The sequence below is a fragment of the Nocardia sp. NPDC056064 genome (assembly GCF_042266925.1).
Taxonomy (GTDB): domain Bacteria; phylum Actinomycetota; class Actinomycetes; order Mycobacteriales; family Mycobacteriaceae; genus Nocardia.
In genome coordinates, this window is sequence record NZ_JBHJWO010000001.1 from 4,804,330 (window position 1) to 4,818,029 (window position 13,700).

The following is a 13,700-nucleotide window of genomic DNA, read 5'->3' on the forward strand; positions in this document are numbered from 1 at the left end:
GCGATGGATCAGTTCCCGACCGAGTTCACCGCGGCCTCGCTCACCGGCGCGATCTCCGTGCGCACCACCGAGCAGGGGCTGCCGGTGGGCGTCACCGTGGACGCCGATCAGTTGCGGCGCGACCCCGCCGAGCTGGCCGCCGAGATCCTGCGGCTGTGCCGGAAATCGGCCAAGCGGGCGGGGCTGGCGCGGCGCAATCAGCTGGCGGAGGCCGGGTTCGACCCGGCGCTGCTGGCGGCGACGGGGCTGCCGACCGCGGCCGAGGTGGCGGCGGCGGAGATCGTCGAGGAGCAGGAATACGACACCGAGCCGCAGAGCTGGCTGCGCTCGATCTGACGAGCCGACGAGCAGAGAGGAGGGGGCGATGGTCGAGACCATGGACGAACTGATCGCCAAGGTGCAGGGGCAGCTCTACCGGCTGCAGGACCTCAACGAGGCGACCCAGGACATCAGGGCGCAGGAGACCTCGCCCGACGGCGCGGTGACCGCCACCGTCGACGGCGCGGGCGCGCTGGTCGGGCTGGAATTCACGGCCGCGGTCGGCAAGCTCTCGCCCGCCGATTTCGAGCGCGTTCTGGTCGAGACGGCACGGGCCGCCGCGCATCGCGCGCTCGGCGAACGCGCCGAGCTGGTCAGCGCTTTCAACCGGGCGGGCACGTGAGGTTCAGCTGAACTTCACCCTCGATATGCATGGTGCAGGTTTCCAGCGGGTAGATAGAGTAGCGAAACACCATGGGCTGTTTCGAGATTGGACGATAGCCATGAATCACGTTGCGGTAGTTCCCGAAGCGGTTCGCGCGTACGCGGGTGCGTCGGCCACCATGGCGGCGGGGGTGGCCCAGGCGGGCGCGGTGGACCAGGCGGCCACGATGGCCGCCGCGGTGCCGGTGTTCGGCCTGATCGGCCAGGAGTTCCTGCTGTCGTTCGCCTACGCGCAGGCCAATCACCTCACCTCGGTGGCCGAGCTGGCCGCGGTGCACGCGGGGACCGCGCTCACCGCCACCCAGGCCGCGGCCACCTACGAGGGCGCCGACGGAGCGTCCAAGCTGGGCATCGCCGCGGTCGATCGGTAGTCATGACGAATCCCGGGGGAAGCGCGGCGGTGCCGGTCGATCCGACCGTGCTCGAGCTGCTGCGCGGAAGTTCGCTGGCGCCGATGCTGGATCAGCCGGTGAGTCAGGTGCTCGGCACGATGGGGCTGCCGCAGCTGCCCGCGCTGCCGGAGTTCATCCAGCTGCCGGACATGCCACCGCTGCCGACGCTCGACCTGAGCGCGCTCATGCAGCCGCTCACCCAGCTGGCCTCGGCCTTCGGCACGGGGTCCCTCGGCGGCGGAACCACCTCCGACACGGGCGCCTCGACCAATCCGGTCGACGCGCTCTCGGCCATCACCTCGGGGTTGCAGACCGCGATGTCGCTCGGGTCGACCGCGTTGCAGACGGTGATGCAGCTGTGGCAGAGCGCCGCGGCGATGGAAGCCACCAACAAGGCGACCGCGGCCCAGTCCGACGGCGCGAAGCTGGCCGCGCAGAGCACCCAGGAGAAGGCGGTGCTCACCCACGCGGCGGGCAATGTGGCCGTCGGCGGCGCCAAGATGGCCGCGGTGATCGCGCGCTATTCGGCGACGCTGGCGCTGGCCCCGCTCTACGCGGCGACGCCGGGCGGGCAGGCGGTGCTGGTCGCGGCGACCATGGAGGCGATGGCCGAGGGCTTGGCGATCACCGCCGAGACCAAGGCCGAGATGGTCGCGCGCAGTGGCGAGATGGCGCAGGCGGGGGAGAAGGTCGAGGTCACCAACGCGCCCAGCGGGGTCGACGCGAGCAGCGAGTCGCTGAGTCAGCTGATGAGCTTGATCTCGCCGCTGATCAGCACCGCGAGCACCGCGGTGTCCTCGATCGGCACGCTGGCCGAGCAGGTGAGTTCGCTGTCCACCAGCACCACGACCACCGACACGACCACCACCGACGCCGAACTCACCGCCGGGGAATCCGCCGACGCGCTCACCGGCGCGAGCGGTGGTGGCGGTGCGATCGGTGGCGTCGGCGCGATCGGCGCCGCGGGCGCGGCCGCCACGCCGCTGAGCCCGTGGCAGGGCGGGCGCGCGGGCGGGCTCACCAGCACCGGCGCGTTCGGCGGAGCGGGCGGGAGCACCACCTCCGGCGGCGCCGCCACGACCACGGCCTCGGCCAGCGGTTCACCGGGTTACATGCCGATGGGTGGCGCGGCGGGCGCGGGCGCACCGCTGGCGCGCGCGGTCGACGGGGGCGGCAACGAGGCCGTGCACTCGCAACTGGTGACCGGTAACCACGGCGACGAAGTCGTCGGCCCGATCGCCGGTGTGGCGACGCCCGTGGTGGGTGCCGCCGAGACGGTGACCACCGAAGCGCCACCGGACAAAGAACTCTCACTGTGACGCGGGATCAGCACGACAGGAGTGGCACATGACCAACAGCTTCGAATTCGACGCGACCGCCGCGAGCAAGGCCGCGGCCGCCTTGGACGGCATCGCCGAGCGGCTCACCACGGAACTGAGCGCGCTCGCCCCCGCCCTGCAGGTGGCACCGGCGGGGACCGACGAGGTGTCCGCGCGGGCGGCGACCACCGCCAACGGCGTTGCCCAGGACTACCTGACCGGCGCCGAGGCCGGTGCGCACGAGATGAGCAAGCTGGCCGCGACCCTGCGTGCGCAGGTCAGCGAGTTCGACCAGATGGAGACCGACAACACCAGCGGCTTCACCGGACGATGATCGAACCACCGCAGCCCGGCTTCACCGGAGTGGTGTGGGAGGCGCGCGAGCCAGAGAAGCTCGCCACCGACCTCACCTCCGGTGCCGGTCCGATGCCGATGGCCGACGCGGCCGCCGCCTGGACGCGGCTCGCCGCGGCCTTCGGCGCGGCCGTGCTCGACTACGAGCAGGTGCTGCACACCCTGCGCGGTTCCTGGACCTCCGGGCGCAGTGAACAAGTGTGGGAACGCATCTCGACGCTGCGCGAATGGCTCATCGAGACGGCCGCCGCCGCGACCGCCAATGCCGCGCGCCTGCAAGCCCAGGTCCTCGCCTACGAGGTGGCGGCCCTGGCCATGCCCGCCACCGCCGACATCGCCGCCATCACCGCGATGCAACAGGCCCTCGAACAGGTCGGCGCCGCGCTCGGCGCGCCGATCAAAGCCATTGCCGCGCAGACCGATACCGAGGCCGACGTGGCCAAAGCCGTCGCCTCCCGGGTGATGCGCAGCTACGAGGCCGCCACCGAGCCCCTGGCCACCCCCTGGCTGCACGCCCCACCACCGTCCATCGCACCGGAAACCGCGCTGACAGGCGAACAAGCGGCCGAGACCACACCTCCCGGCGCGCCCGCCACCGGCGCCCTGCCGGGCCTCGGCACGGCAGGACTCGGCATGCTGCCCGGGATGCCCGCGCCCGTGCAAACCGCGTACCGCGCACCGACTTTCGTACAGTCCACCGCCGCGGTCACCACCACGACACCGCAGGCCACCCCGGTGAACACCCCCACCGGCCACGCCCCGATCGTCCCCGGTGCCATGGGCGCCGGCGCGGGCGGCCAGAGCGGCGGCAGCGCCTTCCCCCGCGCCGGGATCGCCTACGAGGAATCCGACCAGCTCGTCGCCGAGGGCGAGATCCAGGCCGCGCCCGCCGTGCTCGGCGTCGCCGAACGACCGGCCCCGCAGACCGGCACCACCACGGCCGCGGCGGAGGGCAGGCCATGACCACCCTCACCAACGACTCGCTGCTGGCCGTCGCCGACCGGCTCGGCGTGCAGACCCTGCCGCTGGTCCTGGGCGTCGGTCCCCAGCAGGACACCTTCGAGGCCTGGCGCGCGGCCCGCGACGCCGCGGTCGACGAGCTCACCGCGACCGGGATATTCGACGCCTACGGCGATGTGGAACCCGAGCTGGCCGACGCCCTGTACATCCTCGCCCAGCCCGACGCCGAACTCGTCGCCCGCCGCTACGGCGACGACGACCGCCGCCGCGTCTGCCTGGCCCGCCGCGGCGCAGGCCACGCCAACGCCGTGCGCACCGGCGCCGCGTTCGACATCACCACCAGCACCATCGACGGCTCCGACCGCGAACTCGCCCGCCTGCTGCTCGCCGCCCTGCCCGCCTGCCCGCCCGCCGAGGTGGCGGGCGTGAGCGTCGCGGCCGACGAGCTGGCCGCGCGCCTGGACGCCGCCGAGACCACCTCCCACTACGTGGACGCGATGTACGCGCTCGGAATCGACGCGCACCAGGCGACCGTGCTCGGCGCGGCCTTCGGCAGCTGTCACGGCTACACCGAGATCGTCGCCACCGTCCATCACGACGGGCTGACCACCCGGGCCCCTGGCGCGGTCGCGGTGTACGACACCGCGCGCGGCCGGATCGTCGTGGCGCCGATGACGGCGCCCGACGGGCAGGTGTGGTCCACCATCACGCCGGGCACCGACCATCGCCTCACCCAGGCGGTCGGTGCGCTCCTCGAGGGGCTTCCCGGTGGGGGGTGGCGGCCCGATTAGCCATCTCTCGTTTCAACCATCAAGTTAGGAAAGGTTCGGCACATGCCCCCTCAGGGACCAGTAGGTGTAGAAGCAGGCGGCGTAGACGGCGTCGTCTCCAAGCTCGAAGGCACCATCAACAACCTGCGCACGTCGGTCGGCCAGATCGACGACGCGGCCCAGGCCGTGCTGCGCGGCTGGAAGGGTGACGCCTCCGACGAATTCGTCAAGGTCGCCCAGGCCTGGCACGACGAAGCCGACGCGCTGAACAAGAAGTTCGACCGGCTCACCGAAGCCGTCAACACCGGTAAGTCGACCCTGGTGAACATGGACGGCGCAGGGCTGTCCGGTGGCGGCGCCTCCGGTGGCGGCGGCACCTACACCAACCTCTGACGCGTACCCGCACGAACAGGAACTGAGCTCATGACCATTCTTTACGATCCCGCGGCGATGAACGAGCTGTTCAGCGACCTGCAGACCTACGGCGGGAAGATGAAGGGCGAGATCGACGAACTCGAAGGCGCCGCTTCGGATTTCCGCAACAACCTGCAGGGTGACAACGCGATCGCGAACTTCGACACCGCGCACAAGAACGTCACCACCGAGCTGACCGACACCCTCGACAAGCTCGACAAGCTGGCCGCCCAGGTCGAGTCGGCGCTCAACCGCGCCCTCGAAGCCGACGGCAAGGTCGGCGACGGCTTCGCTGACTTTTAGGAGCTGTGTTTTTTGAGCGCTGGCGCGCTCGAGCGCGGCCCCTGTGGGGCCCGATGAAAAACGGGGCGTGACTTGTGCCTGCGGCACTTTGTCACGCCCCGTTTTTCCTCGGGCCGGGCCGCTACGCCCGCTGCGCGGGCGGGGCCTCCTCGAGGTCGGCCCGTGGGTGGTTGCGAATGCGGGGAACGCCCGGCATTCGCTGTGCGGTGACCGAATTCAGCGGGCTGCCAGGGATTCTCCGATGTAGTGCATTTCGTCGGGAGTCGTCACCATCGAAACCGTCGCACTTCCCGTGGCGGTTCGGACGGTGATCCTGTTGGGGGCGTAGGGGTCCTGGACGAGGGTGACGTCGGGGGGAATCGCCTCGGGATCGCGTTCGGTCGCGAGCACCTCGACGATCGTCGCGCCACCCAGATGGCTCGTGGGGGCGATGCCGTCGAAGACCAGGACCGTGGTCGTCGGATAGGGAGCGGCGGGGGCCGGTGGGGGTCCGGGTGGGGTCTGGGGTGTGGCACCGGCGGCGCGCGGCGCGATCGAGAGAAGCTGTGGGGTGGCCAGATTGGCGACCATCGAGTGCCAGGCCTGGGGGCGGGTCGTGTGGACCACCGCGTGGGCGCCGAGGGCGGTGGCGCGCAGCACCACCTGCTGGGCCAGGTCGAGATTGCCGATCACGTCGACATGGCGGGTGCCCGCGCCGATGAGCGGCACGGCGATGCCCTGGCCGCGTTCGTCGGCGCCGATCAGCTGACCGCAGCCGGTGGTGGGGACGGCGATGTCGGTGAGCGCGGTGAGGGTGCCGCGGTAGCCGTCGCGGCCGCCCAGGTCCTCGGCGGCGCCGATGGGCAAGGCGTCGAGCAGGATTCGGCGCTGGCCGCCGGGCAGTTCCCGCAGCCCGGCGATCGGGACCTCGTCGTAGGGGGCGGGGGAATCGAAACGGACCACGGCGTTGAGCACGACCGTGCCCGCCTTGTCGTCGGCGCGGCCGACCCGTCGCGCGCCGGGATGCAGGCGCAGGGTGACGGTGGTCGACAGCGTCGGCAGCGACCAGATCTCGGCCAGGCCCGCGGTGCTGATCATCGGCGCGGTGAGCTGGTAGTGGGTCAGGTGCCTGCCGAACTCGGACTCGAGGCCGTGGGTGGACTCGGTCAGGCGCAGCGGGTCGAAACCGTGCGAGAGTTCGCGCACCGCGCTGTTCATCTCGGTGGCGGTGAGCACGGCGGCGTCGATGCCCTGGGTGGCCAGGCGATTGGCGACCCGGCGGGTGGCGATGATCATGGTGCGCAGGGCGCCGGTGGCGCCGCCGCCGCGCTTGTCCACGGCTGCCGCGTTGGCCACCGGGTCCAGCCGCAGCACCAGCCAGCAGGTGCGGTGGGCGATGGCGGGCAGGGGGCCGAGGATGCGGTCGTAGAGGTGCGCGGCCGCACCGGTGCCCGCGGTGCGCGCGCCGGTGGCGATCACATCGATGCTCACCAGCTCCACGTCGAACTGGTCCAGGCACTGGGCGACCTCGGTCAGCGGCAGCAGCTGATCGGCGCTCAGCGCGCCGCGGCGCAGCAGGGTGAGGGTGTCCGGGGGCGGGTCGATCCGCAGCATGGTGAGCAGCAGGTCGCCGTCCCAGCGCACGCCGCAGCCGCCGCCCTCGGGCAGCGGGACATCGAAGGCCGGGGCCCGGTCGAGGGTGTCGGCGCGGGCGCGCAGCCGCCGCGCCACCCAGCCCTCGACCCGCACCGCGGGCGGGCGGCGCCGGATCGGGACCAGCCCGATCAGCAGCACCGCCGCGGCGGCACCGAGCGCCCCGTACCCGGAATCGGTGGTGGCCAGGACCACCCACGCCACCACGGCCGCGAGAATCGCGACCGGCACACAGGCCCGCAGCGGATACATGCGGAACAACCAGAATTCCGGATCGCGCAGTGTGTCATAGGCATTGTCGCCGCCGGTTCGCCCGGCGTTCATTTCGTTGTTCAAAATCGTTGTCCCTGCTCGGCATCCGTCGATTCATGGTGAAGGACAATTCCGGATTTACGGTACCGTGTCCGACGAGATGGTGATCAACGCAGCAACGGAGTTCCTGTGCCGGCACAGCTGACAACCAAAGCCCAGGTCAATGGTTATCGTTTTCTGCTGCGCAGGCTCGACCACGCGCTGGTCCGCCGCGACGTGCGCATGTTGCACGATCCGATGCGCTCGCAGAGCCGGTCGATGATGGTCGGTGCGGTGCTCGGGCTGATCATCGTGGCGGGCGCGGCGATTCTGGGTTTCCTCAAACCACAGGGCGCGATCGGTGACGCGTTGATCGTCACCGGCAAGCAGAGCGGCGCCATGTATGTGGTCGTCGAGGCGAAAGAGGGCGAGAAGACGCTGCATCCGGTGCTCAACCTGGCCTCGGCCCGGTTGATCGTCGGTGACGCGCAGACCCCGAAATCGGTGAAGGACGACAAGCTCGGCTCGCTGCCGCGCGGCCCGCTGCTCGGCATCCCCGGCGCCCCCGCGGCCATGCCCGGCTCCGGCCAGGGCGCGAGCTCGCAGTGGACGCTGTGCGAGACCACCCAGCTCTCGGCCTCCGGCAGCGCGTCCGGTGCGACGGGCGGGACCACCACCGCCATCGTCGGCGGGCTGGCGACCGGTGAGCGGATCGGTGTCACGGCCGACGACGACGCCCTGCTCGTGCGCCGCGACGACAAGACCTACCTCGTCCACCGGGGCACCAGGGCCGAGATCGACCCGGCCAACTCGGTGGTCTCGCGCACTCTCGGCCTCACCGATCAGCAGGCGCGCCCGATGGGCAGCGCGGTGCTCGGCGCGACCACCCAGGCCCCGCCGCTGGCCGTGCCCACGATCGACCGCGCGGGCGAACCCGGCCCGGGCAAACTGTCGAATGTGCCGATCGGCGGCATCATCTCGGTGCGCGGCGTGCGGGCCGCCGACCCGGAAACCCTGTACGTGGTGCTGGCCGACGGCGTGCAGCGGGTCTCGGAGTTCACCGCCGACCTGCTGCGCAATGCCGACTCACGCGGTATGCGCGAGATCGCCGCGCTGGCCCCGGACGCGCTCGACCAGATGCCGATCCGGCACACCCTGCCGATCGACGGCTTCCCCGAGCGCGCGCCGCGCATCCTGTCCGCCGAGGACGCCCCGGTCGCCTGCGTGCACTGGGCCAAGAACCCGGGTGCGGCCGCCGCGCCGGGCAAGTCGGTGGACGGTCCCGGCGAGCGCGCCACGGTGACGATGCTGGCCGGGATGACCCTGCCGCTGCCGGACGCGGCCAAACCGGTCGCCCTGGCCAGCTCCGACGGCACCGGCGACCGGATGGACGCGGTCTACCTGCCGCCGAGCACCGGCGAATACGTGCAGGTCACCGGCGCCGAGCCGGGCAGCCTGCGCCGTGAATCGCTGTTCTATGTGGCCGACAACGGCATTCGCTACGGCATCCCCGACGCCGCCACCGCCGCGGTGCTCGGCCTCGGCGCCACGCCGCGGCTCGCGCCCTGGTCGGTGGTCGGCCAGCTGGTCCCCGGGCCGACGCTGTCCGCGAAAGACGCGCTGACCAGCTACGATTCGCTGCCCTCCGCCAGCAAGTAGGCGAGGCCGTGGGCGGATCGCCCACGGCCCCTACGGTTTCGGGCTCAGTCGAGGCCGGGGGCCCGGCCCACATTCAGCGTGGCGACGATTCCGCTCAGCGCGGTCCGCATGTCCGGATCCTCGATCCGCATGAGCACATCGTCGTCGACCTCGGTCAGGTCGATGCCCTCGGTATTGGCCAGCCGGAACTCGCGCTCCTCCTCGGCCGCCTCGATCACATTGCGGATGAACCGGCCGTTGCCCGCCAGATCGACACCGCGGCGCGGCTGCCCGCTCTGGTCGGTGCTCTCCAGGTCGTAGAGGTACTGGCAGGTCTGCACCAACGTCGTCAGTGCCTCCGGCGCGAGCTGGGAATCGCGTCCGCCCGCGACGATCTCGCCGATGCGGCCCAGTTCCTCGGCGGTGTAGGAGGGGAATTGCAGACGCTTGGCGAAGCGCGAGGCCAGACCGTCGTTGGCGGTGAGCAGGCGGTCGATCTCGCCGTCGTATCCGGCGATGATGACCACCAGCCGGTCGCGGTCGTTCTCCATGCGCGCCAGCAGCGTATCGACCGCCTCGCGGCCGAACGCGTCACCACCGGACAGGCCGGTCTGGATCAGGGTGTAGGCCTCGTCGATGAACAGCACGCCGTCCATGGCGCTGTCGATGAGCTTCTCGGTCTTGATCGCGGTGCCACCGAGGTTCTGGCTGACGAAGTCGACGCGCTTGGCCTCGACCACCTTGTCGGTCTTGAGCAGCCCGACACCGCAGTAGATCTTGGCGACCACTCGTGCGATCGTCGTCTTGCCGGTTCCGGGCGGACCGGTGAAAGCCAGGTGCTGGCCGCGCGATTGGCTCGACAGGCCCTTGCCCGCGCGGATCTTGGCCAGCTGCGCCGAGGACTGCAGCTTGGCCACCTGGTTCTTCACCGAGGCCAGGCCGACCTGCTTGTCCAGTTGCGCGCGGGCCTCGGCGAGCACGGTCTTGGCGCGGTCCTCGGCGGCGGCCTCGTCCATCGCGGCCAGCGACGGCGCCGACGTGGGGTCCCACTTGTCGGTGCGCGCGTCGATCACCTCGCGGCTGGTGATCACGATGCGGAAGGTGCGGTCGCGCATGGCCGAGGTGTTGGCGGCGAAATCGGGGAGCTGGGAGTAGACCTGCTCGAACAGCTTCTGGGCCTCGGCCTCGTTGCCCGATTCCCGCAGGCACAGGCCGCGGTTGTACATGGCGGTGAACTTCGCCGACGGGATCGGGCCCGCCTCGGCCTGTTCCATCCGCCGGATCGCCTCACCGAACAGGCCCAGCTGCGCGCAGGCCGTGCCGACCATCACGTTCGCGCCGGTGGCCAGGTACGGGTCCTTCCAGTCCGCCGAACCGGCCAGCACCGTCATCACATCCGGCCAGCGCTGGGTGTTGTAGTGCAGGATGCCGCGGATGTAGGCGCTGATCCGGTCGTCGATCTGCTTGTCCGGGTCCTCGGCGCGGCCGGCGCGCAGTTCGGCCAGCTTGTCGAGCACCTGCTCGGCCTGGTCGTAGTCCTTGTCGGCGATCAGCTGACTCGCCCAGGCCAGCCAGATCTCGGTGAGCCCGGCCAGCGGATAGTCGATGTAGAGACCGGGCAGGAAGCGTCCGGCCATCGCCCGCGGCGCCAGGCCGAGCCTGCGCTGTTCACGGCCGAGCGAATCGAGGCTGGTGCGGTGCAGATTGAACAGCACCTCCTTGGTGATCTCGCCCGCGGCCGCGCGGCCCAGCCACGCGTCACACATCGACGAATCCCATTCGGTCGCACGCTGGAAGGCCAGCTTCGCGTACTCCTCGTCGCGCGCGGATTCCTGACCGTCGATGGACAGACCGAGCGAGAGGACGCCCGCGTCGAACGCGCGCTGGGCCTGGCGAATGTCTGGCATGTGGTGTCGGACCCCGAAATCTTCCTCTGGTGGACAGCTGCTGTTCAATCCGGCGGCTCAGACTTCGATCGCGCCGGTTTGCCCTGTCCGTTAGATTAGGTAACGCTGCCGTGTGGTCGCAACGGAAGTAGTCAGCTACAACTGAGAGTTCATCACTGGTGTCGACGTTGTTAGGCAATGAGCCCGAGCTGTGCCGAGTTTCGGTGATCGGGGGTGATACGCAGCTCGACATCGGTCTTCCCGCCACCGTGCCGATCGCCGGATTCATCGGCGATCTGGTCGCCCTGATCCGCTCGCGCAACCCGCGTCTGCCCGACGGCGACGAGGACTCCGCGCCCGTGCGCGCCCAGCACTGGACCCTGGCCCGGCTCGGCCAGGACCCGCTCGCGCCGAGCCGCACGCTCACCGAGGCCGAGGTCTACGACGGCGAACTGCTGGTGCTGAGCCCGGTGACCCGCAAGGAGTCACCCGCGCTGTTCGACGATGTCATCGACGCCGTATCCCGGCTCACCGCAGGCGAATTCCGGGGCTGGTCGGGCTCGGCCGCCCGCTGGACCGGCCTGGTGCTGGCCACCGTCGCCATCCTCGCCGCACTCGTGCTGCTCGGGGTCTCACGCTCGAGCGGCGACCCGCTCGTCCCCGCCTTCGCGCTGCTCGGCACCGGGATCGCGGCCATGGCCGCGGCCGGGATCGCCGCGCGCAAGTTCACCGATCCGGTCACCGCGCACTGGCTTTCGCTCGACGCGCTGCTGCTGCTGTTCGGCGGTGGCGCGCTGATCGTGCCCGGCCCGCTCGGCGCGGGCCAGGTGCTGCTGGGCAGTGTGGTGCTGCTGGTGGCCGGGGTGCTCGGTTACCGGATCACCGCGGTCGGCGCCGGGCTCTTCGCCGCGGCGATCACGCTGAGCGTGTTCGGCGCGGTCACCGGATTGATCTATCTGCTCTGGCATCCGGGGCTGGCCAAGCTGTTCGCCGGGGTGCTGGTGGCCGCGGTGATCCTGCTCTCGTCGGTGCCGCGGCTGGCGGCGGTGGCGGCGCGGCTGCCGATCCCGCCGGTGCCCACCGCGGGCGGCGCGATCGACCCGGCCGACCACGAACAGCGCCCGACCATCGAGGGCATCGGCGCGATCGGCGCCATCGCCCTGCCCTCGGCCGCGGGCCTGGGCGAACGCGCCCGCGTCGCCAACCAGATCCAGACCGGGCTGGTGATCGCCTGCGCCCTGGCCGCGCTGGTCGGCGCCGTCGGCGCGGCCGACCCGCTGGGCACCTTCCACTCCGGCGGGGTCGCGCTGGCCGTCGTCGCGGCGAGCGTGCTGTGCCTGCGCGGACGCTCCTACGCCGACCTGGTCCAGGCCGCCACGCTGATCACCGCCGGTGCGCTCACCGTGCTCGCCCTGCTCACCGGCCTCGGGCTCGGCCACGACTCGCTGCACTTCGCCGCGGTGGCGCTGCTGCTGGCGACCGCGGGCGCGGTGATCGTGTTCGGGGTGATCGGCCCGCACGTCGAGGTGACCCCGGTGACCAGGCGGATGATCGAGATCGTCGAGTACCTGCTGATCATCACGATGATCCCGCTCGCGCTGTGGGTCATGGATGTGTACTCGACCGCTCGCAACATATGACCCGGCTGTCCCTGCTGCTGCGGCTGACCTGCGCGGCGACCGTGCTCGGCGCGGCCGCCGGATTCCCGGCACCCGCGAATGCCGTCGCCCCACCGAGCATCGACCCTGTCGCCCTGGAGGCCGCGCTGGCACTGAGCGGCCGACCCGCCCCGCTCGAGCCCACCGAACAGCGTGAACTCTGCGCCGAACCGGTGCTGCGCGGCAGCGCGCCGAGTGAACCGCCGATGGCGCAGCGGGTGCTCGACCTGCCCTCGGCCTGGCAGTTCAGCCGGGGCGCGGGCCAGAAGGTGGCGGTGATCGACACCGGCGTCAACCGGCATCCGCGCCTGCCCGCGCTGCAGGCGGGCGGCGACTACGTCAGCGATTCCGACGGCACCGTCGACTGCGACGGCCACGGCACGCTGGTGGCCGGGATCATCGCCGCGCGACCGTCACCTGACGATGCGTTCGTCGGCGTCGCCCCCGAGGCGGAGATCCTGACCATCCGTCAGCTCAGCCTCGCCTACGACACCAAGGACCGGCAGCCCGACCGGTCCGGCGAGCTGCGCAACGACGGTTACGGCAGCGTGCTCACCCTCGCCGCCGCCGTGGTCCGCGCCGTCGACCTGGGCGCCACCGTCATCAACATCTCCGAAGTCGCCTGCACCGCGGCCGGTTCCGACACCGCCGACGGGTCGCTCGGCGCCGCCGTGAAATACGCCTACGACCGCGATGTGGTGGTCGTGGCGGCGGCGGGCAATGTGGAACAGGGCGGGCCCTGCCAGAACCAGAACGAGGGCACCGGCTGGAGTTCGGTGACCACCATTCCCTCACCCGCCTGGTTCACCCCGTACGTGCTCGCGGTCGGCTCGGTCGACGCCGACGGCAAGCCCTCAGCGCTGTCGCTGCGCGGGCCGTGGCTCGGGGCCGCCGCGATCGGGCGCGATATCGTCTCGCTCGACAGCAAGCCCGGCGGCACGGGCCTGGTCGACGGCGTGCAGACCATGGACGGCGTGCAGCCCGTCGACGGAACCAGTTTCGCCGCACCGTATGTGGCCGGCCTGGCCGCGTTGGTGCGTTCCCGGTTCCCGGAACTGTCCGCCCAGCAGGTGATCGACCGGATCACCCGCACCGCGCACGCGCCGGGCCGCGGCCGTGACGACGCCATCGGCGCGGGCCTGATCGACCCGCTGGCCGCGCTCACCGCGCCACTGGCCGAGCAACCACCGAGCCGGGGCGCGGATGTGGGTCATCCGATCGAGACGCCTTACGCGGCACCGGAACCCGACCCGCGTCCGCGCCGGATCGCGATCGCCGGCTCGCTGACGCTGCTGGCCGCGCTGGGTATCGGCGCCGCCTTCGGCTTCCCGTTCCGGGGGCGCCGCGCCGATCTCAATCAGGAATTCGAGGAGTAGGGAGC

Annotated in this window: 14 protein-coding genes; 12 read left to right on the forward strand and 2 right to left on the reverse strand. The window is 71.3% G+C overall.

Annotation, left to right across the window (positions count from 1 at the left end):
• Window positions 1–3 precede the first annotated feature (3 nt).
• The 9 genes from ACFC06_RS22240 (at window position 4) to ACFC06_RS22280 (ending at window position 5,214) form a co-directional block, all read left to right on the forward strand.
• The gene (locus ACFC06_RS22240) at window positions 4–336 is read left to right on the forward strand and encodes a hypothetical protein (protein WP_375934291.1); all 333 of its coding nucleotides are present in this window, start codon (window positions 4–6) and stop codon (window positions 334–336) included.
• A 28-nt stretch (window positions 337–364) separates the two neighbouring features.
• Window positions 365–661: a YbaB/EbfC family nucleoid-associated protein gene (locus tag ACFC06_RS22245; RefSeq protein ID WP_375934294.1), complete on the forward strand. Its 297-nt coding sequence runs from the start codon at window positions 365–367 to the stop codon at window positions 659–661.
• A gap of 100 nt (window positions 662–761) precedes the next feature.
• Window positions 762–1,073 (forward strand): type VII secretion target, encoded by a 312-nt coding sequence (locus tag ACFC06_RS22250; RefSeq protein WP_375934297.1) that lies wholly within the window; start codon window positions 762–764, stop codon window positions 1,071–1,073.
• A gap of 2 nt (window positions 1,074–1,075) precedes the next feature.
• Complete coding sequence (locus tag ACFC06_RS22255; RefSeq protein ID WP_375934300.1) at window positions 1,076–2,413, forward strand: hypothetical protein; 1,338 nt, start codon at window positions 1,076–1,078, stop codon at window positions 2,411–2,413.
• A gap of 28 nt (window positions 2,414–2,441) precedes the next feature.
• The gene (locus tag ACFC06_RS22260; protein ID WP_375934303.1) at window positions 2,442–2,747 is read left to right on the forward strand and encodes a PE family protein; all 306 of its coding nucleotides are present in this window, start codon (window positions 2,442–2,444) and stop codon (window positions 2,745–2,747) included.
• On the forward strand, window positions 2,744–3,730 hold the full coding sequence (locus ACFC06_RS22265; protein WP_375934306.1) for a PPE domain-containing protein: 987 nt from the start codon (window positions 2,744–2,746) through the stop codon (window positions 3,728–3,730). The genes ACFC06_RS22260 and ACFC06_RS22265 overlap by 4 nt, the downstream gene beginning before the upstream one ends.
• Window positions 3,727–4,518, forward strand: coding sequence for an ESX secretion-associated protein EspG (locus ACFC06_RS22270; protein WP_375934309.1), 792 nt, complete (start codon window positions 3,727–3,729; stop codon window positions 4,516–4,518). Before ACFC06_RS22265 ends, ACFC06_RS22270 begins: the two co-directional genes overlap by 4 nt.
• A gap of 42 nt (window positions 4,519–4,560) precedes the next feature.
• On the forward strand, window positions 4,561–4,890 hold the full coding sequence (locus ACFC06_RS22275) for a WXG100 family type VII secretion target (RefSeq protein WP_336085347.1): 330 nt from the start codon (window positions 4,561–4,563) through the stop codon (window positions 4,888–4,890).
• 30 nt (window positions 4,891–4,920) lie between these two features.
• Entirely contained in the window at window positions 4,921–5,214 is a 294-nt protein-coding gene (locus ACFC06_RS22280) for a WXG100 family type VII secretion target (RefSeq protein WP_375934311.1), read from the forward strand.
• 216 nt (window positions 5,215–5,430) lie between these two features.
• On the opposite strand, the gene eccE is transcribed toward ACFC06_RS22280, so the two are convergent.
• Entirely contained in the window at window positions 5,431–7,170 is a 1,740-nt protein-coding gene (eccE, locus tag ACFC06_RS22285) for a type VII secretion protein EccE (protein WP_375934314.1), read from the reverse strand.
• A 117-nt stretch (window positions 7,171–7,287) separates the two neighbouring features.
• On the opposite strand from eccE, the gene eccB reads away from it, so the two are divergent.
• Window positions 7,288–8,796 (forward strand): type VII secretion protein EccB, encoded by a 1,509-nt coding sequence (eccB, locus tag ACFC06_RS22290; RefSeq protein WP_375934317.1) that lies wholly within the window; start codon window positions 7,288–7,290, stop codon window positions 8,794–8,796.
• Between the two features lie 44 nt (window positions 8,797–8,840).
• On the opposite strand, the gene eccA is transcribed toward eccB, so the two are convergent.
• Window positions 8,841–10,682 carry a type VII secretion AAA-ATPase EccA gene (gene eccA, locus ACFC06_RS22295; protein WP_375934320.1) on the reverse strand — a complete coding sequence of 614 codons (1,842 nt, stop codon included), beginning with the start codon at window positions 10,680–10,682 and terminating at the stop codon, window positions 8,841–8,843.
• A 158-nt stretch (window positions 10,683–10,840) separates the two neighbouring features.
• On the opposite strand from eccA, the gene eccD reads away from it, so the two are divergent.
• Window positions 10,841–12,301, forward strand: coding sequence for a type VII secretion integral membrane protein EccD (gene eccD, locus ACFC06_RS22300; protein ID WP_375934323.1), 1,461 nt, complete (start codon window positions 10,841–10,843; stop codon window positions 12,299–12,301).
• Window positions 12,298–13,695 carry a type VII secretion-associated serine protease mycosin gene (gene mycP, locus ACFC06_RS22305; RefSeq protein ID WP_375934326.1) on the forward strand — a complete coding sequence of 466 codons (1,398 nt, stop codon included), beginning with the start codon at window positions 12,298–12,300 and terminating at the stop codon, window positions 13,693–13,695. Before eccD ends, mycP begins: the two co-directional genes overlap by 4 nt.
• Window positions 13,696–13,700 lie beyond the last annotated feature (5 nt).